We start from the raw sequence: 20356 nt of genomic DNA, 5'->3' as shown, positions 1-20356 counted from the left end.
CCAACTCATGTAGCATGGAAAAGAACCAGAAGATCATCCTGGTCGTGGGCTGTCTCATCACGCTCGGGCTCTTCTACATCGAGCCCTTCTTCGCCCTCATCGCTCTGGTCGGTGTACTGGCCCTCCTGATGAGTATTCACATCATGAGGGATACCGCTGAATACCCGCTCGTCACCGCAGAACTCTCGGAGAACGCCCGGGAGATCATCGTCACCAATGCGGGAACCACGAGAGCGCAGAATATCCATGTCGCCCTCGTTCCGCTCAACATCGAGTTCGATCTCGCCTCGCTCGATCCGGACGAGGAATCCGGGTTCAGTCTTGGTTCCATGATCTCCGAGGCAAAAGCGGTCATAACCTATGAAAACCCTGTCGGTCGGGAGTTCTCGCGCTCGTACGCTCTCACGGCGCTCGGGCCGGGGCGCGACCCCACCGAGCCGATGTTTCCGATATTCGGGCACCGGTGAGAGGAGACGGCGCGCGAGAACTCTCTCCCGCCAGGGTTTTTTGCGGGTGCTTCCGGCAGACCAGAGTGGAAAGCCCCCGGGGGTTCGCGTCGGCGGTTCATCAGCATCCGGGAGTATAGATAGATCTTATGGGGCGAGGTACTCGAGCGTCCGTGCGAGTGCGGCCGTCAGTTCCTCTTCTTTCTGTGCGTACTCAAACATCGCCCGGTAAAGCATGCAGACAAGGTCGTAGCCGTAGACGTCGAACGCCTCCTCCGGCGCAAGCGTCGCGAGGTAGGAGTCGATCCGGATCTCGGTGTGGGTGTACATCACCTCGTAAAAGACCCCATCCTCACCGAGGACGCATATCTGAGCGTCGACGGGCAGGGTCGGGTCGTCGGGTCGGTACGGAAGCGGGTCGGTCTTTCCGAGAACGATCATCTTCTTCTCGTAGAACTCCTGGTCGTAGAGTTCCCCGGACGCCTCCCTCTTTGCGCGCCGGAGCATCTCCAGGCCGATCTCGCCGACGACCGGCGCCGTATCGGCGGCCATCCGCGCAAGGAGTGCTCCTATGTTGTCCCGGAGTCCGGATGCCGACTCTTCCTTCTTCGCCTGCAGGTCCCCGAGGGTCTCGAGGAGCCGGGTATATCCCTCTTCGATGATCGGATCCATTGCTCACCTAACTCTCGCGTGCGCCGGCATAAGCGCACCGGTTTGTCCCGTTAGTCGCCCTGTCTGAGGCGTTCGATGCCGAGGGAGCCTGCATACGCGAGGGTGCTCACCAGGATGATCGTCGCCCCGGATGGGACGTTCAAGAGGTAGGAGAGCCATATTCCCGTCAGAGTGAAGACGATGCCGAGGACGACGGCAAGGAGCATCATACTCCAGATGCGGGTGGTGTAGAGGCGGCTGATCGCCGCCGGAAGGGTCAGGAGCGCGATCACAAGGATGATCCCCACCACCCGGATCAGCATCACCACCGTGAGCGCGATCAGCACAAGGAGAAGGAGCGAGAGCCGCTCGACGGGCAGGTTCATGACCGTCGCGTAGTCCGGGTCGAAGGTGACCGCCTGGAGCTCCCGGTAGAGGAAGGCCACGACGGCGACGATGATGGCCACGAGGGTCGCCATCAACAGGATGTCCTCCCACGGCACGAGGAGGATGTTCCCGAAGAGGTAGGAGAAGAGATCGGGGGCAAATCCCGGTGTCAGGTAGACAAAGAGGATCCCGATGGCCATCCCGGCCGCCCAGACCGCGCCGATGAGCGTATCCATCTGTTGTCGGGCGCGGATCTCGAGCGCGCCCATCCCGAGCGCCGTTGCCACGGTGAACCCGGCGGCGCCGATGAGCGGGTCGATGTGGAGGAAGTAGCCGAGGCCGATCCCCCCGAAGGCCGCGTGGGAGATGCCGCCGCTGACCGAGACCATCCGCCGGACCACGACGTAGGTGCCGATGATGCCGCAGGCGACGCTCGCGAGCACTCCGGCGGCGAGCGCGTTTCTGAAGAACTCAAACCCGAGCACCTCGAGCATCTTCTCACTCCTTCCTTGAGTGTTCCGGGAGAACCCGGTGCGGGATGCCGTGGGCGATCAGGTCCACCGGACAGCGGTATGCGGCCTCGAGCATATCCGGCGTGATCTCGTTCGTGTCGTGTGTGTAGAGACGCCGGTTTAAGCAGGCGACCCGGGTCACGCGGGCCGGGAGCACCCCGATGTCGTGTGTCACGAGGACGATTGCCATCCGGTCGCGGAGCCCATCAAGGATCTCGTAGAACTGCGCCTCGGTCGGGGCGTCCACGTAGACCGTCGGTTCGTCGAGGAGGAGCACCTTCGGGTCGCCGACGAGCGCCCGGGCGATGATCACCCGCTGCTGCTCCCCACCCGAGAGATTCCGGATCTGTCGGTCCGCAAGATGGGCGATCTGCATCGTATCGAGCGCCTCCTCGGTCCGGGCACGGTCTTCTTCGCCGTAGCGCCTTGGAAGGCGGGTGATGTGGCCGAGGCGGCCGGAGAGGACCATCTCCCGCACGGTGATAGGATACTCAAAATCAAACGTCCTGAACTGGGGGACGTAGCCGAGGTACCTGCGCATCTCCATCTCCGTACCGCCGAGGATCCGGATGACGCCGCGGGAGGGAGTGAGGAGGCCGAGGATCACCCGGAGGAGCGTCGTTTTTCCGCCACCGTTCGGTCCGATGATTGCGTAGACATCGTCCGGGTAGACGGCAAGACTCACTCCCTCAAGTATGTTCTGACCGCGCAGCCTGACCCAGACGTCGTCTACCTCAATCACGGGCGCGCTCATGGCCTGCCGCTCCCTGCGAATGCCGAGGCTACGTACCGCATGTTCTCCAGGTACTCTTTTTCAAGCGGGCTTACCGTCACCACGGTGCCGCAGATTTCGTCCGCGATAACCTCGGCGCTCCGGGTGGAATGCTCGGGCGAGGCGAATATAACCCCGATTCTCTCCTCCTTTGCCTGTGTGATGAGGTGCTCCAGCCTCTGCGGGGAGGGCTCTTTTCCCTCGTCCTCGATCGAGATCTCGGTAAGACCGTAGTCCCGGGCGAGGTAGGCCCATGCCGAGTGGTCGACCATGACGGTCGTCACCCCTGACCCGGCGAGCGTTCCGGCGATCTCCGCGTCCAGGGTATCGAGTTCTTCCAGGTAGGCGTCGGCGTTCCGGCGGTAGTCGCCGGCGTTCTCCGGGTCGACCTCCGCGAGACCCTGGTAGATGTTCTCGACCATGACCTTCGCGTTCCGCGGGGAGACCCAGATGTGCGGGTCGATCCCCGCATGGCCGTCCTCGCCGGTCGAGATCAGGTCGACGCCGCGCGAGCAGTCGACGACCAGCATGTCGGGATTCAGGGCGGCGATCTTCTCCTTCCAGGCGAGTTCAAACTCGATCCCCGAGCCCACCACGGCATACATCTCCGCCTCCGCGACATCGGCGATGACCCCCGGGGGCGGTTCGTAGGTGTGCGGGTCGGCTCCCGCCGGCACCAGCAGGACCACCCGGACATTATCGCCTCCCACCCGCTCGACGAACTCCTGCTCGGGAGGGATGGTGACTGCGACGACGATCCGTTCATCCTGCTGCCGGTCGGCTCCGGTGCATCCCGCCGTGGCTGCTGCCAGCAGCAGGACTAAAAGCGCTGCCAGAATTCGTGCTAGCGGGGTTTTTCGGCCCCTTTTTTGTGATTCCATGTACCTCACCCGGAATTTGGTATGGGTCTAAACATTCATCCCTGGAGGCAGAAGAACGTGCTGACGTCACCCCTGGTGCCCGCAGGAGGGGCAGCAGCAGTGATCGTGCTCAATCTCTCCGCAGCCGCTCATCATCGGGTGTCCGAGCGAGGAGCATATCCTGTTCGTCAGGTCCTTTGAGAAGCACTGCTCGATCTTCGCTGCTTCCCTGCAGGCCTCGTCGGGTTCAAGGCCGTGGCGGCTGAGAACCAGGGCGACGATCCGGTGACGCCGGAGCAGGAACCGGGCGTACTCGGTGCCTGCAGACGTGAGCCGCACCCCGTGATAGGGCCTATGCTCGATGTATCCCGCTTTTGCTATCTCCGTGAGCGCCTTTGTCACCGTCGAGGGTGCGACCGAGAACCGGGCGGCGATCTCGGTCGTCTTCACGACGTCGCCCTGCATGTGGATGTACTTGAGGTATTCTGCCTTTCGTGAGGAGAGTTCGTGCCCGGTGATCCCCTGCATGGTAGGAGAGTATGCTCTTCCTGGAGAAAAAGTTTCGGTGGGGCTAAATCCTGTCGCCGGTCCCTTTCGGGACAAGGTTGCCGGTGACGTAGTGCCGCCGGCTCCCGGTGATCACCGCCCGCCCCGAGAACCCGAGCGGCAGGTCTTCTTCGATGACGACGTTGAGGTAGCAGGGGTTGCGGCAGACGGTTGACCCGGGCGTGTTCTTCTCGGTCGCGACGACCGGTGTCTCCCTCCCGATCCAGCGTTCGTTGTAACGGTCATAGATCCGGTTCGCCTCGGCGAGCAGCGCCCGGGATCTAACTTTGCGTATCCGCTCCGGGAGGTCTTTTAAGGCTGCGGCGGCCGTGCCGGGCCGCCGGGAGTAGCGGGTGATGTTCACCTTCACGAATGCCGCGCGCTCGATGAGTTCGAGTGTCTGCCGAAACTCCTCCTCCGTCTCCCCGGGAAACCCGGTGATGAAGTCGGAGGAGACCATCATCTCCGGGTAGCGTTCCCGGAACGCATCGACGATCCGGAGAACGTCGACCGCGCGGTAGCCGCGCTGCATTCTCCCAAGGACGGAGTCCGAGCCCGACTGGACGGGGAGGTGGAGGAACCGGAAGATCTTATCGCTCTCGTAGGCATCGACGAGGGGCTCGAGGATCCCGAGCACCGAAGCAGGGCTCATCATCCCCAACCGGACGGCGAACCGCCCGGGGATCTCTCTGATCGCCAGCAGGAGGTCGGGGAGCGATTCGCCCCGGTCAAACCCCCAGGCGGCCACGTCCTGCCCGGTCAACTGGATCTCGTATGCACCCGACGCGACAAGGCACCGGACGGCATCGAGGATCTCCCCGGGCGACGCGCTATCGAGCCTTCCGCGCGCGAGCCGGGTGATACAGTAACTGCACCGGCCGAGGCACCCGCTTGCGACCTGCACCACGCCGACCGCTCCTGAACTGCGGGTGCCGATGCCGCAGGACTGCTCGTGGATCTCGTCCGGGTGGATGACGTGCGGCGTGCAGACCGCGCGAATCCTCTCTATCTGGACGAGCGGCATGCACCCGGTCACGTAGAGGTCCCGATCGGCGAAGGCCGCGAGACGCCGGATCATCTTCCGTTCGGTTGCGTCGATCACCGTACAGGTGTTGACGATCACGGCGTCTGCCTCGTCGGGCCCGGTCAGCGTACAGCCGAGACCTTCCAGTATCTCTTTCAGCCTCTGGGTGTCGGCGTGGTTGTAGGTACACCCGTAACTCTCGATGTAGATCGGTCTTCCACGCAGCTCTTCCAGCGTCATGGCCCTTAACTCCTTGCGCGTAGCCGGTGACCGGTTCGACCTCTCGCGGTGAACATCCCTGCCGTTTTGAGGGTATTCTATCCCGCTTCCGACCGATATTGTGCCAAGCACAATACTTAACCGCTGATATTACAATCTCTTTATTCGATGATTAAAATTGGGTTGCTGGGATGCGGCAACGTCGGGCGGATCATCGCCACGCACGCCGAGAGCATCCAGGTTGTCGCTGTCTTCGATATTATTCCCGGGCGGGCAGAGGAACTGGCAGAGCGCTGCGGTGCCCGGCCATACACGGACTTCGACGCCTTCATGCAGGAAGATTTCTCGATCGTCGTGGAAGCCGCTTCGGTCGACGCAGTCAGATGCTATGCAGAGGCGGTCCTCCGCTCGGGGAGAGATATCATCGTCCTCTCCGGGGGGGCTCTCGCGGATGAGGAGTTCCGCGAGCGCCTTGTCAACACCGCACATGAATTCGGGAAGAAGATCCGTATTCCGAGCGGTGCCATCGTTGGCCTCGATAACCTCAAGATCGGTCAGGTCTCGCCGCCGAGGAAACTGCTCCTGCGGACAACAAAACCCCCCGCGTCGCTGGGGCTCCCCATCACGGCCCGGACGGAGATATTCAAAGGGCTGGCAAACGACTGTATTAAGCAATACCCGAAGAACATCAACGTCGCGATAGCGCTGGAACTCGCTGCCGGCAGGGACGCCGATGTGGAACTCTGGGTTGACCCTGCAACAGAGAGGAACATCCACGAGTTATTCGTCGAGGGCGACTTCGGGGACATTTACGTCAGGGTCAGGAACGTCCCGAGCCCCGATAACCCCGCCACGAGTTATATGGCGGCTCTCTCCATCCTGACGCTCTTAAAGAACCTTGAAAACCCTCTGGTGGTGGGGACGTAACGATGGAAGAGAGGATCCGTGCGCTTAAAGCCAGGAAGAATGCAGTTGTCATGGCGCATAACTACCAGCCCCTGGAGATCCAGAGGCTTGCCGACGTTGTGGGTGACAGCCTTGAGATCGCGGTGAAGGCAAAGGAAGCCAGGGCTGACCTGATTGTCATCTGTGGTGTCCGGTTTATGGCCGAGACGGCAAAGATCCTCAACCCGGAACGTAAGGTCATCATCCCGGTCGAGGATGCGGGGTGCCCTCTCGCCGACTTCCTGACCCCGGACCTGATCCGGGAGGCGCGGGTGCAGCATCCCGATGCTGCCGTAGTGGTCTATGTCAACAGCACGGCGGAAGTCAAGGCGCTCGCCGATACCACCTGCACCTCTGCAAACGCGGTCCAGGTCGTGGCGTCGCTCTCAAACGATACGATCCTCTTCGGGCCGGATGCAAACCTTGCGGCATACGTCCAGCGGCAGCTCCCTGAAAAGACGATCATCCCGGTTCCCCCCGGCGGGCACTGCTATGTCCACGCCGGGTTTACCCGTGCCGATGCCGAAGCGGCACGGGGAAGGGGCGGCATGATCGTATGTCACCCGGAGTGCCCGCCGGAGATCCAGGAGCAGGCCGACCGGACCGTCTCCACGGGGGGCATGGTCCGGGATGCCGCCGCCGGCGGAAACGAGCCCTGGTCGGTCTTCACCGAACGGGAGATGGTCTCCCGCCTCCGGGTGCTCTACCCGGGCAGGGTCTTTTATGAGAAACCGGAGGCGGTCTGCGTGGATATGAAGAAGACGTCCATCCCCGACCTCCGGCGGGCGCTCGAACGCGAAGAGCACGAGATCATCCTCTCCCCGGAGGTCATGGACCGGGCACGGCGGGTTATCGAGCGGATGATCGCCGTCGGTGCGTGAAGTGCATGATCTCTATCGAGGACCTGCTCCGGTTCGTCCGGGAGGATGCGCCGTGGGGCGACGCCACCTCTGAAGCGATCGTCCCCGACATTGTCTGTCGGGCGGTGATCCGGGCAAAAGACTCCGGGACCGTCGCGGGTCTCGCCGAGGCGCGGGCGCTCTTTGAGCACTTCGGGGTCACGGTTCGTGAGCGTTCCGTTGACGGCAGAGCGGTCGCCCCGGGAGCGACCCTCCTCGAACTCGACGGGCCGGCGCAGGCGATCCTTCTCGTGGAGCGGACGGCGCTCAACATCATCGGGCGCATGAGCGGGATTGCGACCCGGACCCGGGAGGCGGTCGATACCGTCCGGGCGGTTTCACCGGAGGTGCGGGTTGCCGCGACCCGGAAGACCGCTCCGGGACTGCGGGTGCTGGACAAGAAGGCGGTGGTGCTCGGCGGGGGCGACCCGCACCGCTGGACTCTTTCGGATATGGTCCTGATCAAGGACAATCACCTCGCGCTGGTGCCGCTCCCCGAAGCTATCCGGAGGGCGAAGCAGCAGAGCCTCTACCGGCTGGTCGAGGTGGAGGTTGAGACGGTCGAGGACGCCGTCACGGCTGCAAAGGCCGATGCTGACCTTATTCTGCTTGACAACATGAGGCCGGACGCGGTCAGCGAGGTCGTCCGGGTACTCGCCGGGCGGGGTCTCCGGGAGGGGGTGACTCTGGAGGTCTCCGGGGGGGTTGCCGCCGGTGACCTTGCCGGGTATGCCGCGACAGGGATCGATATTATCAGCATGGGTGCGCTCACCCATACGGTCAGGAACTTCGACGTGAGTCTGGACATCCTTGCGGGAGCGGGCACAGTCAGGATCCTATGACCGGTGCCGGCGGCGCCCGGGAGAAGAGCGAGGGGTTCAGGAGGCGCCCGGCGTCTCCTCCATCGTGAGCTCGTCAAGGAACGGCATCACTCCTTTGACGTATGGCAGGAGTTTCCCCTCCTGCATCGTGATCTCCCCGTAGGCGACGACCTCGATGACCAGCGGAAGTTCATCCAGGCGCCGGGTGAAGAGTGGGTCCGACTCGCTGGCAAATCGGAGGAACGCATCCAGCCTGATGAACGGGCGCTCGAGGTCCGGAACGTCACCGTACTCCTGCAGGTCTTTCCGGAGCGTGGAAGACCGGGCCAGATCCTCCTCAAAATAGAGGAAGACCTGGAAGTTGTGACGCTTTCCCAGGTTATCGAGTTCTCTGATGTCGATCTTCGCTCCCAGGACGATACCGAGGCGTTCCAGGTCCGGCGGGAACGCCGTACCCTCCAGTGTGCCGGTCGGACTCTCCATACTATGGAGATGGCCGGGAAAGTAGAAAAATGCACCTCACGGGAGCGTCTCCCCTGCCGGGGCAAAACCTTATACTCCGGCGGTTCAAGATGGCCGCGAGGTGGCCTATGGCGGGGAAGGATTCGCTGCTGCCGGGGGGAGAGGTCGAGATCCTCAGCAGGGAGGAGAAACTTCATCGGTATCTCTCGATGCTGGAGTCCGGGGATCTCAACGATCGGTGGCGGGCCGCGGATGCTCTCGGAGAGTTGGGGGACCACCGTGCGGTGCAGCCACTAATCCGGGCGCTGGAGGACGAGCATGTCGATGTCCGCTGGAAGGCGGCGAGAGCGCTCGGGAGCCTCGATGAACGCGAACCTGTGCTTCCGCTGATACGGGGCCTGGAGGACGAGAGTTCCTGGGTCCGGTCGGGGGCGGCGTGGGCGCTCGGAAACATCGGTGACCCCAGGGCTGTCGAGCCGCTGATCCGGGCGCTCGACGACGCAAAGCCCCGGGTCCGGAGATTGGCAGCACGGGCCCTCGGTCGGATAGGCAATCCGCGAGCCAGGGAACCTCTGGCGCGCCTCCTTGGCGATGCCGACCGCGACGTCAGGCTTGCTGCCCGTCAGGCGCTCGACGAGCTCGGGACCGAGCGGGAGATCCCGAGCATCTGACGGGGGTGCCGTCTCTCTCCAGCGGCCGGGCCATTACGGCTCACGCGAAATACGAGATCGTGTTCGGGGTCTGCAACCGGTAGTGCCGGGGGTTGTATGGAGCATTTCTTCAGAGCCCTGTTTCCAGAACCATTCAACCTTGCCGGACATTCTATGATGCGGTCCCGGCCGTTCACTTTCCCATCAGAGGTGGTACCCTCCACCAGGAAGGCCATCCTGCCTATCATAGCCCGGGTATGCGGCCTTCGTCCCATATGGGTTTATAATCTAGTAACAACTTCATGTATTTGACTACCAGTTGCGCTCCATTTATATAGTAAGAGTAGCGTCCCGGGAGAATGTCAGATGGACTTATTCATGAAGTGTGCCATTGAAGAGGCGGAAGAGGGCTTGCAGGAAGGTGGGATACCCATCGGGGCGGTGCTGGTTCGCGGCGGTCGGATCATCGGAAGGGGGCGGAACCGCCGTGTCCAGTGCAACGATCCCCTGCTCCATGCCGAGATCGACTGTCTGAGAAACGTCGGGAGGATCCGGAACTACGCGGGGTGTACCCTCTACTCCACGCTGATGCCCTGCTACTTCTGTGCCGGAGCAGCCGTCCAGTTCGGGATCGGGAAGGTCGTGGCAGGGGAGTCGGCAAACTTCCCGGGAGCACGGGAATTCCTTGAGTCCCACGGGGTCGAGGTGCTCGACCTTGATCTCGATATCTGCAAAACAATGATGTATGCGTTCATCGAGGCTCATCCCCAGCTCTGGTACGAGGATATCGGGGTGCTGTGAGTGAAGTTCCATGGCTAAACGTGCATTGCTTCCTTGCGCCGTCGTTGCCGTCGTCTTCTTCCTCATCGGCGCCTGGGTCGCCCTTGCGGTCGCGCCCATCATTGCCGGGCCTGTATCCGGCAATGACGTCGATCGGGAGACACTCTTTCAGGTCTCGACGATCGATGCACTCCTGCAGGGCGCGTATGACGGGAGTGTGACATACGACAATCTCGCGACCTACGGGGATCTCGGGATCGGGTGCGGCGATCGGCTCGACGGAGAACTGATCGGCATCGACGGCGAATGGTACCTGGTACGGGTTGATGGGCGGGCCTACCCTGCCACCGGGAATGCGACGACGCCGTTTGCGGCCACGACGTTCTTTGACCCGGATCTCTCCGTCACGATCGATGAACCGATGAACCTGACCGATCTCGGGCGCTGCCTGGAGGCGGAGCTCCCCTCCGAGAACCTCTTTTATGCGATCCGGATGGACGGCACCTTCCCGCGGGTGGTGACCCGGAGCGTGCCCGCCCAGGAAAAGCCCTATCCGCGGCTCGTCGACGTGACGGCAAACCAGACGGTCTTTACGTTCGAGAATGTCACCGGGACCTTCGTCGGGTTCTGGACACCGACGCTCGCAGAAGGGATCAACGTCCCGGGTTACCATCTCCACTTCATCACTGCCGATCGCACCGCCGGCGGGCACCTGCTTGATATGATGGTGCCTGCGGGCAGCAGCGCGCAGGTTGACACCACGACGAACTTCACCATGGCGTTCCCCGCGAGCGGCGACTTCTGGACGGTCGACCTCTCGGCAGACCTCTCGGACGACCTTGAGCGGGTCGAGTAAACCCGGGAAAAATCCCTCTTTTTCTTTCGCATCTTTGCCTGAACAGGCGCAAGTCATACACGGAAGAAGTCCGCGAAGTGCGATGGGCTGAGTTTGAGAAGCCTTCAGGCCTCGAGCCGAGAAGAGGGCTGCCACCCCTCATCAACCGGATGTCATATTCTCTGCGGCTCGCAGCCTCGTGGTGCTCGAACTCTTTCCTCGCACCTAACGGTGCTCACGCTCCTGCCCTCTGGCCTGTCACGTTGTCAACTACCCCCGACTTCAGTCGGGGGCATGCTGCCGTGGGTGGCACCATGCTCTTTGTAGGCTTGCGATTCCACCTCTCCCCCGGCGTCGGGGGAGCGGACCGCAATAGGCCGGTTGACGGCGGCCCTGGCAGCAAGATCGCTGCACTGTGGTGTCGTTTGCGCCAATCGCATGGAACGGTAATCCACAGGAGAGGGTTCCTGCTTCGTGCCTTCTGCGGCGCAACCAGATCTCTCTTCGTGCTCATCCGACATAATGGGCGTCCCTGCGGGGTGAAAGTGTATCGGGATATGCGGGGGGCCGATTCCTCCCCCGACTCAAGTCGGGGGGCTCCTCGGCCCATGATCCTGAACCGTCGCACTTCCGGGGAAGTCGTTCTTCGCGTGAGAGAAAGATGTGGGCGGGGTTGAGATCCTGCTGGAAAAAGGGAGGTTATCGGACGACGAGCAACGGCGGTCTGACCGCACCTCCGATCTCTTCAAGCAGGGCACTGATGCGGGTCTTCCCGCTTTTGCCGAACGCGCCCATGACAACCAGGCCGTATGCACCGGTGTTCGCCTCCCTGACGACCTCATCACGGACGTTGCCCTCGACAATCTTTCCCGAGCACAGGACCTTCTCCCCCTTGTAGCGGGAGAGGAGGCTGTTCTGGTCGTCCTCGATGCTCTTATGCATGTCCCTCCAGATCCTGCCCTCATAGTCCTTCAACTGCCCGCAGATGCCGCTCTGAGCGCAGAAGTTGAACGTCATCGCTTTTGCCTCCGCGATATCCAGCACCGAGAAGAGGACCACCTCGGCATTCTTCCGCTTTGCCAGTCCAATCGCGTGCAGAGCCGCTTTCTGGCTCCACTTCGAACCGTCGATAAGCACCAGAATCTTCATGTCATTCACACCGCAAATTTCAGCCAGAGTATTCCAAATCCTACTGCAACCGTCACGAAGAGTACGAGCATCCCCACCTTCAGGAAGTCGATGAAGGTGATGCCGATCCCCTCGCGCTCGGCGATACCGATGACCACAACGTTTGCTGACGCACCGATGGCGGTGCCGTTCCCGCCGAGACACGCACCGAGGGCGAGGGACCACCAGAGCGGGTAGACGTCCATTGTCGCCCCCAGGTCGTGAATGAGCGGGATCATCGCCGCGGTCAGGGGGATGTTGTCCACGATCGCCGAGGCGATGGCGGCAAACCAGGTCACGATGAACATCGCCTCCCCGGTCGATCCGACGTTCTCGACCATGACCTGGGCGATGCTTGAGATGATCCCGGTCTCGACGAGGGCGCCGACGATGACGAAGAGCCCGCCGAAGAAGAAGAGGGCCGGCCACTCGATCTTCTCAAAGATCTCCTCCGGGGACTGCCTGCTCCAGAAGAGGAGGATCGCCGCCCCGATGAGGGCCACCTCCGCAGGTTCAAGCCCCATCGCCGGATCGACGAACGGCAGGACGGCGTGCAGAATCTCCCCGATCCGATCGTGGATGAAGAAGAGGAGGACCACAAAGACGATGACGGCCACCGACTTGTTGAAGAGCGACCGGTCGACGATCGCTGCCCGTTCATCGAGACTGTCGAGCGTCCGGACCAGTTCCTGCCGTTCATCCGGGCTCACCTTCATGGATCGGCCGTAGATGAGGTACATCAGCCCGATGAGGAGCACCATGTCGACGACCATGATGGGGGCAAGGTGAATCAGGAACTCATTGAACGTCAGTCCTGCTGACGATGCGATCATGATGTTCGGCGGGTCGCCGATGAGCGTCGCGGCCCCGCCGACATTGGAGGCGAAGATCTCCGTGACGAGGAACGGGACGGGGTTGAGGTTCATCACCCTTGCGACGTAAAGGAGCATCGGGGTGAGGAGGAGGACCGTGGTGACGTTGTCGAGGAACGCGCTCACGACCGCGGTCACGATCGCAAAGAGGATCATGACCCTGATAGGACTCCCTTTTGCGAGTTTCGCCGTACGTATTGCGATATACTCAAAGAGACCGCTGCCACGGGCGGTATTGACGATGATCATCATCCCGAGGAGTAAGAAGATGGTCCCGAAGTCGATATGCTCGAGGAGTCCCTCCCAGGTAACGATCCCGATGAAGACGACGACCGCCGCTCCCATCATGGCGGCAACTGCCCGGTGGATCCGCTCGTCGATGATGAGGGCGTAGGTGAAGAGAAAGACCGCTACTGCAATCAGTGCAATCGTATCCATCCACGCACCTGTCAGTAGATGAGAGCTGGTATCTCCACCCGCTGGCAGATGCGCAGGACGGTCGGGCTGATCGAGAGATCGGCCGATTCACCATCGGCATAACGCCGGGAGAGCGCGACAATATCGTGATTCTTCGCCATCAGGACAACATCGTCGCCCTTATGCCCGACAAACATCCTTGTCTGGGTTGAAAAACCGTGTTCTTCGAGTTTTGCCACGGCTCGTTCGAGCAGTTTCTGCCCGTACTCCTCTTTCTTTGCCTGGAACTCCTCCATTGATGCACGGTCAAGCGTCTGCTCAACGAGTTCGACTACCCCGGCATCGGTGATGTAGGCGAGCGAGATGGTGGCATCGTAGGCGGAGAGGACGTCGATGGCTTCATCGGTGATCTCGTGGACGAAGTGGTCGAGCGGCACCAGGATCGACCGGACCTCGGGGACGAGCATCTCCTCGTCGGCCAGCAGAAACTCGCCGTACTCCTTGAGGACCGACTCATAGCGCCTCCCGACGATATCTCTGTACTTTCGCTGGATTAAGGCAGAAGAGTATCCCATGTAAATCACTCCTAGGTTTTCCGGAGGTTTCGTTTAATACTTTTGTTTGGTCGGATCTGTACGCTCCTTCCTCTTGAGCGCCTGCAGGCGCTCCTGGTAGGAGTTATCCGCAGCCGTCATAAGGACGATCGCCGGAGATCACTCCCAGAAACCCGATCCTTTGCAGTCATCTCTCTTTCCGCTCCGCAAGCGCCTCCTGGCACTCCGGACAGAGCATCTTCCTCTTTCTGTCCAGTTCATCCAGCGTCCGCGGCCGGAACATGACGCATTCGGGGTTTTCGCAGTGCCCGAGCCCGAGGAGGTGCCCGATTTCGTGCGCTCCCTCTTTTGCGGTCCGGTCGATCAGGTCGGCGTCGTCCGGCACCCTGCCATAATACCCGTTCCCGAAGCGGGCGGTCGAGACGATGGCGACGCTGCTTGCCGGCCTCGCAAGGCCGAAGACGAAGTCGCACCCTTTGACGTAGAGGTCCCGCGAGGTGACGAGCAGCAGGGGGCCGTCAATCCCGTATCTGCGGGTGAGGGTATCCTGCAGGCGGTCCAGAATTTTTTGAGCATCGTGCTGGTTGCGATCACGGTCGTAGCCGTCAATGAGGAGCGGATAGTCGATGAGCCCGGTCTCTCGCCCGAGGATCATCGAAATCCTCCGGGCGACCGGGAGCTCGATACCTTCCGGTGCCTGTTGGTCCCAAAGAATATTGACGCCCATTACCTAATCTCTGGGTAATGTGTCACTATAAACATATTGAACGGAGTATCGGGGAGTATATCGCCGGTCGCTACCGGCGGGCCGTAGAAGTGGGTATCGGCAACAACCCCGACGCCGCACGACTGGTCGCAGCCGCCGGGGCTCTTGTCCTCTGCATCGACATCCGGCCCGGCATCCGGCACGAAGGGCTCACTGTGGTGACCGATGACATCTTCGAGCCCGACCTCCGACTGTATGCGGGTGCGGACGTGATCTACGCCGTGCGCCCCGGCGTGGAGATGGTCCAGCCGCTGATCGGGCTTGCCGCCCTGGTCAACAGCGATCTTTTGGTCTATCACCTGGGCTGTGAGATCTACGGGGACGGGGGCGAGGTCGTGGACTGCGGCCCGGTTCTTCTCCACTGCTACCACCGCCGCAGTCCTTAGAAGAGCGTCGCCTGACCCGGGGGAGGATCTCGCCGCGCCTCGGCATCGCCGGGAGGGTCGTCGTCTCTGGGTTTTTTACCCTTGGCGGGATTTTTTTCTTTGCCGGAGGCCTTCTTCTCCTTTGCCTTCTCTTCCTTCGCCACTTCTTTGACCACCTTTACGGCTCGGGCCTTGTCGTGGATGAAGAGGGCGAGCTCGTCTGCATCCAGCTGGAACTCGCGGACGTATCCTGCGGGGTCCTGCTCGATAAGGATGCTGATCGCGGTGAAGAACTCTTCACGCAACGCGTCCTCCGGGGTATGTGTCATCTCGCTGAGCTTCCGGGAGAGACCGGCCCGAACCGTCTTCTGCTTCTTTGACGCCCCCATCTTCTGCCAGCGCGACGGCGGCATGATGCGGCCGTGGATGCCGTGTCCGCCGGCGGCGTCGGCGACGCCGAGGAGCATGACCGCGTTCGCGTAGCGCCAGAGCGTGTAATACTGCCGCCGGTAGGTCCGGCCGATGTACTCGTCCGCCCTTGCGAGGCAGGCATACCCCTTCGTCCGTGAGGCGTGATCGGGCATCTGGTCGATACTCCCTTCGAGCCACTGTTCGATGGTATCGGGGGTGTCCTCGACCTCCACCGCCATGCGGAGCAGGTCGGCGTCCCGCCGCCCCGAAAAGACCGCGCCGACGAGTTCGAAGATGGTGGACCGCTGGTCCTTTGCGGAGGTGTGGACGTCGCCTGTCGCGAGGTGCTCCTTCCCGATAGCCGCGGCGTAGAGCATGTTCACAGCGGCCCGCATATCGCCGCCGGCGCGGCGTCCGATCTCGTCGAGCGCGAGAGGGTCGCACGCCACGCCCTCTGCGGCACAGATCTGGCGGAGACGGGGAACGATTGAGCGGGCCTGGAACGCCCGGAACTGCACCGGCTCCGTTGCCGCCTTGAGTTCCCGTGAGAGAGAGTAGTAGTCGTTTGCGATCAGGATCATCGGCTGCTGCGACGCAGCGATGATCTCGAGGATCGCCTTCGCCCCGCCGCGGTCCGCCTGCCCGTGCAGGTTGTCAGCCTCATCGAGCAGGATCAGTTTGCGGCTCGCGCCGGAGAGGCTGGCCGTGGTGGACCCCGAACCTGCCACCCGTTCGAGGGCCGCCTTGGTCCGCTGATCGGAGGCGTTCAGTTCCACCACCTCCCAGTTCATGTCGTTTGCAAGGGCATGGGCGCTCGAGGTCTTCCCGATGCCGGGCTTTCCGTACAGGAGCAGCGGTTTCTTCTGCCGCGACCAGTCCCGCGCCCACTCGTACATCTGCCTGACGGCGCCGGAGTTTCCCACAACGTCCTGGAGACGCTGCGGTCTGTACTTCTCCACCCAGTCCATACTGATCTATTTGACGTGGTGCATCAAAAATACAACTCCGGTATGAATCGGGGGTCCGCGGACACCCTGCCCGGGAGTCGCGCTCGCCCCGTCGAGATGTTCCGCCCCCTCTCTCCCGGAGCGGGACCGGCCGGCTTTCCTTCGCTGCGATCGGCCCCTGGAACAGAGTGAATAATACCAGTGAATCAAATACATTATCTCTGATGAGGCAGAATACCATTAAGAAAAGTGGAGTGTTGGTGTTCTTGTGGTGAAAGATTGCTCCACCGATACGGTAGCACGGGCCGTCAGGGAATACGAGGGGGTTACCCGGAAGAGAGTGATCGGGGATATGATCCGGTCTCTCCGGGTCGAAAGCCCCGATGTCGTCGCCTCGTTCGGTGAGGATGCCGCGGTCATCCGGCATAATTCGGAGGATGCGCTACTGCTTGCGGCAGACGGTATCTGGAGCAGGCTTATGGAGGCGGACCCGTTCTGGGCCGGGTACTGTGCCGTGCTCGTGAACGTCCATGATATTGCTGCCATGGGTGGAAGACCTGTGGCGATGGTCGATATCCTCTCCGTCACGAACGATGTGATCCGCGACGAGGTGACCCGGGGCATGGTCGCCGCATCCACGCAATTCGGCGTCCCGATTGTGGGCGGTCACCTCCATCCGGAGACGCCGTACAGCGTTGTGGACGTGGCGATCCTCGGGACGGCCCAGATGGACCAGATCATCTTCTCGGATACGGCAGAGGAGGGTGACCGGGTGGTCGCAGCGATAGATCTCAACGGCCGGGTGCACCCGTCATGCAGTTTCAACTGGGACTCGGTCACGATGAAGTCGGCAGAGGAGGTGCGGGCCCAGATCCGGGTGATGGAGGATCTGGGAAAAGAGCATCTGGTGACGGCCGGCAAAGACATCAGCAACCCGGGGGTCATCGGGACTCTCGGTATGCTTCTTGAGGTGAGCGGGAAGGGCGCGGTGATCGACCTTGAGGCGATACCCCGGCCGGACCTCTCGGCGATCGGTCTTCCCTTTGAGCAGTGGGTGCGCATGTACCCCGGCATGGGCTTCATCCTGACCGTGAAGGAGGAGAACGTGCAGGAGGTCTGCCGCCGGTTCACCGATGTCGGCATCGCCGCTGCCCCTATCGGTGAGGTTGACGGGAGCAGGCGGCTCTCCGTCAGGTACCTGGGCCGGGAGACACAGGTCTTCGACCTGGACCATAACGGCATCATGCAGATCTTCATCGAAGGAGAGGCATGCCGGTAACGGTCGGGCTCGGTGCGGCATCCCCGGACGAGAAGATCCTCGCGACCATCCGGGCTGTCGGCCGTGAGGTTGACCTTATTCTTTTTTCCTGCCCCGAGACTGCTGATTCATTCGGAGATGCTGTGGACGTCGTCGAGGCAAAAGAGCCGGAGGCGGCTCTCATCGATGCTCTCGCCGCAGGGAGGATCGATGCCGCCGTCAGGGGCACCCTGCCTGCGTCCTCCACACTCGCGGCCCTCAAACTGGCCGCCGGCGTCGATCACCTGGAGCGGATCGCCCTTCTTGAAACCGCCGACGGACACCTCTTCCTCCTTGCCCCGGTCGGGGTCGACGAGGGCTGGACGGTCACAGAAAAAGTTCGGCTCGTCGAACGCGGCCGGGATATCGCCCGGAGTTTCAGGCTTTCCGGGGGGGTGGCGGTCCTTTCGGGAGGACGGCTCGGGGATCTCGGGCGGCACCCGGCGGTCGATCGGACGATGGCGGACGCCGAACTCGTTGCACGCCTGACCGGTGCTGAGCATACCGAGATCCTGATCGAGGAAGCGGCGAGACGGTACGCGATGGTCGTCGCTCCCGACGGGATCTCTGGAAACCTGATCTTTCGTACGCTCACGTTTCTCGGAAATGGAGCCGGGCATGGTGCTCCGGTGGTAAATATCGATAAAATTTTCGTAGATACATCGCGCGCCTCAGCAGATTATACGAATGCAGTAATGCTCGCAAAATCGCTGGTGGAATCCCGAAGCGCATAGATGGCGGGGCTGTTTATCAAACGGACTCATTTTCGGTCTCTTTTCAATCGCCTCAATTCTCTGCCCGGTATCCGAATGCACTCTTCATATGCACCTCCGATGAAGGAGGGAAACGTAAATCTTCGAGATAATCCCGAAATATTTAAATATTAACTAATACACTTCTTTTTAGAGGTGAATTTGATTATGGCAGATCTACCTATTGCTGCGGTTGTACGTATCGCAAAGAAGAATGGTGCTGAGAGAGTCGGCAGCGACGCCGCTGCCGCACTGGTAACGAAGGCTGAGGCGTACATCGCCGAGCTGACCAAGGAAGCCAACAGGCTTGCCCAGCACGCAGGACGCAAGACGATCAAGGCAGAAGACGTCGAGCTCGCGGTTAAGTCCGCGTAACCCGGTCGTTCTCTTCTCTTTACCGGGGGTCTCTCGGACCCCCATCTCAGGTCTCTGTCCGGCGCAACTCTTTGTACCAGGTATGGGTTGGTCACGCTCGAGCGTGGGAGCATGAGGACCCGGATCTTTTCTGTCCCCTCGCCGTCAGACACTCCACCCGCGCAATCTGCCGCACAACCTCGTTCCCTGCGATTTTAGCCCGCCTCTTTCGCCGGTCGATGAAAAGGCGATTCTTTCACAACATCGGCCCGGCACGCGGCTACGTCGCCCTCGTGGCACGACTGCTGCCTGGTGCCGTGACGATCCTGAAAAATGGAGTGATCCTTCCGGATCAGAGCGTCCCCTTGGTGCTCGGCACATCGCCTTCTTGCGCGGGGTCGATCGCCATGGCCGCCCGGAGCGCCCGTGCAAACGCCTTGAACGCCGCCTCGCAGACATGGTGGTCGTTCCGGCCCGTGGCTGTGATATGGGCGGTGATCCCGGCCTTCGTGCAGAGGCTGTAGAAGAAGTGCTCGATCAGATCGCCGGGGATCCCGCCCGGGCCCACCGGCGAGAAGTCGGCCGCAAAGACGAGGTATCCCCGGCCGCCGACGTCGAGCGCCGCCCGGGCGAGCGCCTCGTCCATCGGGACGGCTGTGTCGGCAAACCGGGTGATCCCCCTCCCGTCGCCGACCGCTTCGGCAAGGGCCGTCCCGAGGACGATCCCGACATCCTCGATGGTGTGGTGAGCGTCGACCTCAAGGTCGCCGGTCGCCCGGACGGTGAGGTCTATTCTGCCGTGCCGGGCAAACGATGTCAGCATGTGGTCGAAGAACGGTATCCCGGTATCGATCGTCCCCGCCCCGCTCCCGTCGAGGTCGAGGCAGAGGCTGATCTCGGTCTCCTTCGTCTTCCGGCGAATCTCACTCTTACGCATGCGCTGCCTCCAGGACTTCGGGAAGGTGCACTTTCCCGGCGTAGAGGGCCGAGCCGAGGACCGCTCCGGCGGCCCCCGCATCCCTGAGCGCCCGGACGTCTCCGACAGCCGATATCCCGCCGGAGACGACGACCGGGACCCGTGCTCTCGCAAGAAGGTCCGTCACGGGCTCGATGGCGATCCCCTGCTGGAGCCCCTCCACGTCCACGTTCGTGTAGAGGAGGGCCCCCGCGCCGAGGGCTTCAAACCGCTCCGCCCAGGTAAGGTAACTGCCCGCGGGCTGCTCCCAGCCCTCGATCATCACCTCGCCGCCCCGGGCATCGATCCCGGGCATGACCCGCTTGCTCCCGAACTCGTCGGCGAGCGCCCTGACCACCTCCGGTGACCGGACGGCGAGGGTCGAGAGGATCACCCGGTCGACACCGGTATCGAGCCACCCGGCGGCGTCCTCCACGCTCCTGATACCGCCCCCAAGTTCGACGAACGCACTGGTCTCTTTTATGAAGGCCCGGATCAGGTCGGCGTTCTTCTGCGCCCGACCGAATGCCCCATCGAGGTTGACGATGTGGAGACCGTCCGCCCCGAGATCGAGCCACCGATGGGCCCAGGCGGCCGGCTCACCATAGACCGTCGCCGCCTCCGGCCGCCCCTGCACGAGCTGCACGCACCGCCCGTCCAGGATATCGACTGCAGGATAGATCTCCATGT

25 protein-coding genes are annotated in these 20356 nt (G+C 62.1%); 11 read left to right on the top strand and 14 right to left on the bottom strand.

Going from position 1 to position 20356, the window contains the following annotated elements:
* Nucleotides 1-14: 14 nt before the first annotated feature.
* Nucleotides 15-467: a hypothetical protein gene (locus tag BRA49_RS07785; protein WP_292384929.1), complete on the top strand. Its 453-nt coding sequence runs from the start codon at nucleotides 15-17 to the stop codon at nucleotides 465-467.
* Nucleotides 468-593: 126 nt separating this feature from the next.
* Here BRA49_RS07785 and BRA49_RS07780 read toward each other — a convergent pair whose 3' ends face one another.
* The 6 genes from BRA49_RS07780 to BRA49_RS07755 form a co-directional block, all read right to left on the bottom strand.
* On the bottom strand, nucleotides 594-1118 hold the full coding sequence (locus BRA49_RS07780; protein WP_292384927.1) for a hypothetical protein: 525 nt from the start codon (nucleotides 1116-1118) through the stop codon (nucleotides 594-596).
* A 50-nt stretch (nucleotides 1119-1168) separates the two neighbouring features.
* The gene (locus tag BRA49_RS07775) at nucleotides 1169-1978 is read right to left on the bottom strand and encodes a metal ABC transporter permease (RefSeq protein ID WP_292384925.1); all 810 of its coding nucleotides are present in this window, start codon (nucleotides 1976-1978) and stop codon (nucleotides 1169-1171) included.
* Between the two features lie 4 nt (nucleotides 1979-1982).
* Nucleotides 1983-2750 carry a metal ABC transporter ATP-binding protein gene (locus BRA49_RS07770; RefSeq protein WP_292384923.1) on the bottom strand — a complete coding sequence of 256 codons (768 nt, stop codon included), beginning with the start codon at nucleotides 2748-2750 and terminating at the stop codon, nucleotides 1983-1985.
* A complete protein-coding gene (locus BRA49_RS07765) occupies nucleotides 2747-3649 on the bottom strand; it encodes a metal ABC transporter solute-binding protein, Zn/Mn family (RefSeq protein WP_292384921.1) in 903 nt (300 codons plus the stop codon). The genes BRA49_RS07770 and BRA49_RS07765 overlap by 4 nt, the downstream gene beginning before the upstream one ends.
* Before the next feature lie 66 nt (nucleotides 3650-3715).
* Nucleotides 3716-4156, bottom strand: coding sequence for a metal-dependent transcriptional regulator (locus tag BRA49_RS07760; RefSeq protein ID WP_292384919.1), 441 nt, complete (start codon nucleotides 4154-4156; stop codon nucleotides 3716-3718).
* Nucleotides 4157-4199: 43 nt separating this feature from the next.
* Entirely contained in the window at nucleotides 4200-5438 is a 1239-nt protein-coding gene (locus BRA49_RS07755; RefSeq protein ID WP_292384917.1) for a MiaB/RimO family radical SAM methylthiotransferase, read from the bottom strand.
* Between the two features lie 147 nt (nucleotides 5439-5585).
* On the opposite strand from BRA49_RS07755, the gene nadX reads away from it, so the two are divergent.
* From nadX to nadC, 3 genes are read left to right on the top strand one after another with little or no spacing between them, the layout of a single operon-like run.
* Nucleotides 5586-6344, top strand: coding sequence for an aspartate dehydrogenase (nadX, locus tag BRA49_RS07750; RefSeq protein WP_292384915.1), 759 nt, complete (start codon nucleotides 5586-5588; stop codon nucleotides 6342-6344).
* Between the two features lie 2 nt (nucleotides 6345-6346).
* Entirely contained in the window at nucleotides 6347-7243 is an 897-nt protein-coding gene (gene nadA / locus BRA49_RS07745; protein ID WP_292384913.1) for a quinolinate synthase NadA, read from the top strand.
* Between the two features lie 5 nt (nucleotides 7244-7248).
* Nucleotides 7249-8103, top strand: a complete 855-nt coding sequence (gene nadC / locus BRA49_RS07740; RefSeq protein WP_292384910.1) for a carboxylating nicotinate-nucleotide diphosphorylase — start codon at nucleotides 7249-7251, stop codon at nucleotides 8101-8103.
* A gap of 36 nt (nucleotides 8104-8139) precedes the next feature.
* On the opposite strand, the gene BRA49_RS07735 is transcribed toward nadC, so the two are convergent.
* On the bottom strand, nucleotides 8140-8565 hold the full coding sequence (locus BRA49_RS07735; RefSeq protein ID WP_292384908.1) for a hypothetical protein: 426 nt from the start codon (nucleotides 8563-8565) through the stop codon (nucleotides 8140-8142).
* A gap of 107 nt (nucleotides 8566-8672) precedes the next feature.
* On the opposite strand from BRA49_RS07735, the gene BRA49_RS07730 reads away from it, so the two are divergent.
* The 3 genes from BRA49_RS07730 (at nucleotide 8673) to budA (ending at nucleotide 10830) form a co-directional block, all read left to right on the top strand.
* A complete protein-coding gene (locus tag BRA49_RS07730; protein ID WP_292384907.1) occupies nucleotides 8673-9215 on the top strand; it encodes a HEAT repeat domain-containing protein in 543 nt (180 codons plus the stop codon).
* Between the two features lie 345 nt (nucleotides 9216-9560).
* On the top strand, nucleotides 9561-9995 hold the full coding sequence (locus BRA49_RS07725) for a nucleoside deaminase (protein WP_292384905.1): 435 nt from the start codon (nucleotides 9561-9563) through the stop codon (nucleotides 9993-9995).
* 10 nt (nucleotides 9996-10005) lie between these two features.
* Nucleotides 10006-10830, top strand: a complete 825-nt coding sequence (budA, locus tag BRA49_RS07720; protein WP_292384903.1) for an acetolactate decarboxylase — start codon at nucleotides 10006-10008, stop codon at nucleotides 10828-10830.
* A gap of 678 nt (nucleotides 10831-11508) precedes the next feature.
* Here the strand turns inward: budA and BRA49_RS07715 are convergent.
* The 4 genes from BRA49_RS07715 to BRA49_RS07700 all read right to left on the bottom strand — a co-directional run bounded on the left by BRA49_RS07715 (nucleotide 11509) and on the right by BRA49_RS07700 (nucleotide 14546).
* Nucleotides 11509-11958 (bottom strand): universal stress protein, encoded by a 450-nt coding sequence (locus BRA49_RS07715; protein WP_292384901.1) that lies wholly within the window; start codon nucleotides 11956-11958, stop codon nucleotides 11509-11511.
* Nucleotides 11959-11963: 5 nt separating this feature from the next.
* On the bottom strand, nucleotides 11964-13286 hold the full coding sequence (locus BRA49_RS07710; protein WP_292384899.1) for an ArsB/NhaD family transporter: 1323 nt from the start codon (nucleotides 13284-13286) through the stop codon (nucleotides 11964-11966).
* A gap of 11 nt (nucleotides 13287-13297) precedes the next feature.
* Nucleotides 13298-13840 (bottom strand): universal stress protein, encoded by a 543-nt coding sequence (locus BRA49_RS07705; protein ID WP_292384897.1) that lies wholly within the window; start codon nucleotides 13838-13840, stop codon nucleotides 13298-13300.
* Between the two features lie 166 nt (nucleotides 13841-14006).
* The gene (locus tag BRA49_RS07700; protein WP_292384895.1) at nucleotides 14007-14546 is read right to left on the bottom strand and encodes an archaemetzincin family Zn-dependent metalloprotease; all 540 of its coding nucleotides are present in this window, start codon (nucleotides 14544-14546) and stop codon (nucleotides 14007-14009) included.
* A gap of 17 nt (nucleotides 14547-14563) precedes the next feature.
* Between BRA49_RS07700 and BRA49_RS07695 the strand changes: the two genes are divergently transcribed.
* Nucleotides 14564-14971: a UPF0146 family protein gene (locus tag BRA49_RS07695; RefSeq protein ID WP_292384893.1), complete on the top strand. Its 408-nt coding sequence runs from the start codon at nucleotides 14564-14566 to the stop codon at nucleotides 14969-14971.
* Here the strand turns inward: BRA49_RS07695 and BRA49_RS07690 are convergent.
* Nucleotides 14968-16329, bottom strand: coding sequence for a replication factor C large subunit (locus tag BRA49_RS07690; protein ID WP_292384891.1), 1362 nt, complete (start codon nucleotides 16327-16329; stop codon nucleotides 14968-14970). The two genes, BRA49_RS07695 and BRA49_RS07690, sit on opposite strands and share 4 nt — an antisense overlap.
* Before the next feature lie 247 nt (nucleotides 16330-16576).
* Here BRA49_RS07690 and BRA49_RS07685 point away from each other — a divergent pair, with 247 nt between their 5' ends.
* From BRA49_RS07685 to BRA49_RS07675, 3 genes are all read left to right on the top strand, one after another.
* Entirely contained in the window at nucleotides 16577-17587 is a 1011-nt protein-coding gene (locus tag BRA49_RS07685) for a methanogenesis marker 2 protein (protein ID WP_292384889.1), read from the top strand.
* Nucleotides 17578-18339 (top strand): methanogenesis marker protein Mmp4/MtxX, encoded by a 762-nt coding sequence (mtxX, locus tag BRA49_RS07680; protein ID WP_292384887.1) that lies wholly within the window; start codon nucleotides 17578-17580, stop codon nucleotides 18337-18339. Before BRA49_RS07685 ends, mtxX begins: the two co-directional genes overlap by 10 nt.
* A gap of 186 nt (nucleotides 18340-18525) precedes the next feature.
* Complete coding sequence (locus BRA49_RS07675) at nucleotides 18526-18732, top strand: histone family protein (protein WP_066955067.1); 207 nt, start codon at nucleotides 18526-18528, stop codon at nucleotides 18730-18732.
* A 331-nt stretch (nucleotides 18733-19063) separates the two neighbouring features.
* Here the strand turns inward: BRA49_RS07675 and hisB are convergent, their stop codons facing one another.
* Complete coding sequence (gene hisB, locus BRA49_RS07670; protein ID WP_292384884.1) at nucleotides 19064-19648, bottom strand: imidazoleglycerol-phosphate dehydratase HisB; 585 nt, start codon at nucleotides 19646-19648, stop codon at nucleotides 19064-19066.
* Nucleotides 19641-20354: a 1-(5-phosphoribosyl)-5-[(5-phosphoribosylamino)methylideneamino]imidazole-4-carboxamide isomerase gene (gene hisA / locus BRA49_RS07665; RefSeq protein ID WP_292384882.1), complete on the bottom strand. Its 714-nt coding sequence runs from the start codon at nucleotides 20352-20354 to the stop codon at nucleotides 19641-19643. Before hisA ends, hisB begins: the two co-directional genes overlap by 8 nt.
* Between the last annotated feature and the right edge of the window lie 2 nt (nucleotides 20355-20356).

Origin of the sequence: Methanoculleus sp. UBA430, from assembly GCF_002506585.1 — an archaeon.
In the GTDB taxonomy this organism is placed as follows: Archaea; Halobacteriota; Methanomicrobia; order Methanomicrobiales; family Methanoculleaceae; genus Methanoculleus.
This window is presented reverse-complemented; position numbering and strand designations above follow the sequence as displayed.

Coding starts and splice junctions, on each gene's coding strand:
- BRA49_RS07785 (WP_292384929.1), top strand. CDS start 15: ATGGAAAAGAACCAGAAGATCATCCTGGTCGTGGGCTGTCTCATCACG.
- BRA49_RS07780 (WP_292384927.1), bottom strand. CDS start 1,118: ATGGATCCGATCATCGAAGAGGGATATACCCGGCTCCTCGAGACCCTC.
- BRA49_RS07775 (WP_292384925.1), bottom strand. CDS start 1,978: ATGCTCGAGGTGCTCGGGTTTGAGTTCTTCAGAAACGCGCTCGCCGCC.
- BRA49_RS07770 (WP_292384923.1), bottom strand. CDS start 2,750: ATGAGCGCGCCCGTGATTGAGGTAGACGACGTCTGGGTCAGGCTGCGC.
- BRA49_RS07765 (WP_292384921.1), bottom strand. CDS start 3,649: ATGGAATCACAAAAAAGGGGCCGAAAAACCCCGCTAGCACGAATTCTG.
- BRA49_RS07760 (WP_292384919.1), bottom strand. CDS start 4,156: ATGCAGGGGATCACCGGGCACGAACTCTCCTCACGAAAGGCAGAATAC.
- BRA49_RS07755 (WP_292384917.1), bottom strand. CDS start 5,438: ATGACGCTGGAAGAGCTGCGTGGAAGACCGATCTACATCGAGAGTTAC.
- nadX (WP_292384915.1), top strand. CDS start 5,586: ATGATTAAAATTGGGTTGCTGGGATGCGGCAACGTCGGGCGGATCATC.
- nadA (WP_292384913.1), top strand. CDS start 6,347: ATGGAAGAGAGGATCCGTGCGCTTAAAGCCAGGAAGAATGCAGTTGTC.
- nadC (WP_292384910.1), top strand. CDS start 7,249: ATGATCTCTATCGAGGACCTGCTCCGGTTCGTCCGGGAGGATGCGCCG.
- BRA49_RS07735 (WP_292384908.1), bottom strand. CDS start 8,565: ATGGAGAGTCCGACCGGCACACTGGAGGGTACGGCGTTCCCGCCGGAC.
- BRA49_RS07730 (WP_292384907.1), top strand. CDS start 8,673: ATGGCGGGGAAGGATTCGCTGCTGCCGGGGGGAGAGGTCGAGATCCTC.
- BRA49_RS07725 (WP_292384905.1), top strand. CDS start 9,561: ATGGACTTATTCATGAAGTGTGCCATTGAAGAGGCGGAAGAGGGCTTG.
- budA (WP_292384903.1), top strand. CDS start 10,006: ATGGCTAAACGTGCATTGCTTCCTTGCGCCGTCGTTGCCGTCGTCTTC.
- BRA49_RS07715 (WP_292384901.1), bottom strand. CDS start 11,958: ATGAAGATTCTGGTGCTTATCGACGGTTCGAAGTGGAGCCAGAAAGCG.
- BRA49_RS07710 (WP_292384899.1), bottom strand. CDS start 13,286: ATGGATACGATTGCACTGATTGCAGTAGCGGTCTTTCTCTTCACCTAC.
- BRA49_RS07705 (WP_292384897.1), bottom strand. CDS start 13,840: ATGGGATACTCTTCTGCCTTAATCCAGCGAAAGTACAGAGATATCGTC.
- BRA49_RS07700 (WP_292384895.1), bottom strand. CDS start 14,546: ATGGGCGTCAATATTCTTTGGGACCAACAGGCACCGGAAGGTATCGAG.
- BRA49_RS07695 (WP_292384893.1), top strand. CDS start 14,564: ATGTGTCACTATAAACATATTGAACGGAGTATCGGGGAGTATATCGCC.
- BRA49_RS07690 (WP_292384891.1), bottom strand. CDS start 16,329: ATGGACTGGGTGGAGAAGTACAGACCGCAGCGTCTCCAGGACGTTGTG.
- mtxX (WP_292384887.1), top strand. CDS start 17,578: ATGCCGGTAACGGTCGGGCTCGGTGCGGCATCCCCGGACGAGAAGATC.
- BRA49_RS07675 (WP_066955067.1), top strand. CDS start 18,526: ATGGCAGATCTACCTATTGCTGCGGTTGTACGTATCGCAAAGAAGAAT.
- hisB (WP_292384884.1), bottom strand. CDS start 19,648: ATGCGTAAGAGTGAGATTCGCCGGAAGACGAAGGAGACCGAGATCAGC.
- hisA (WP_292384882.1), bottom strand. CDS start 20,354: ATGGAGATCTATCCTGCAGTCGATATCCTGGACGGGCGGTGCGTGCAG.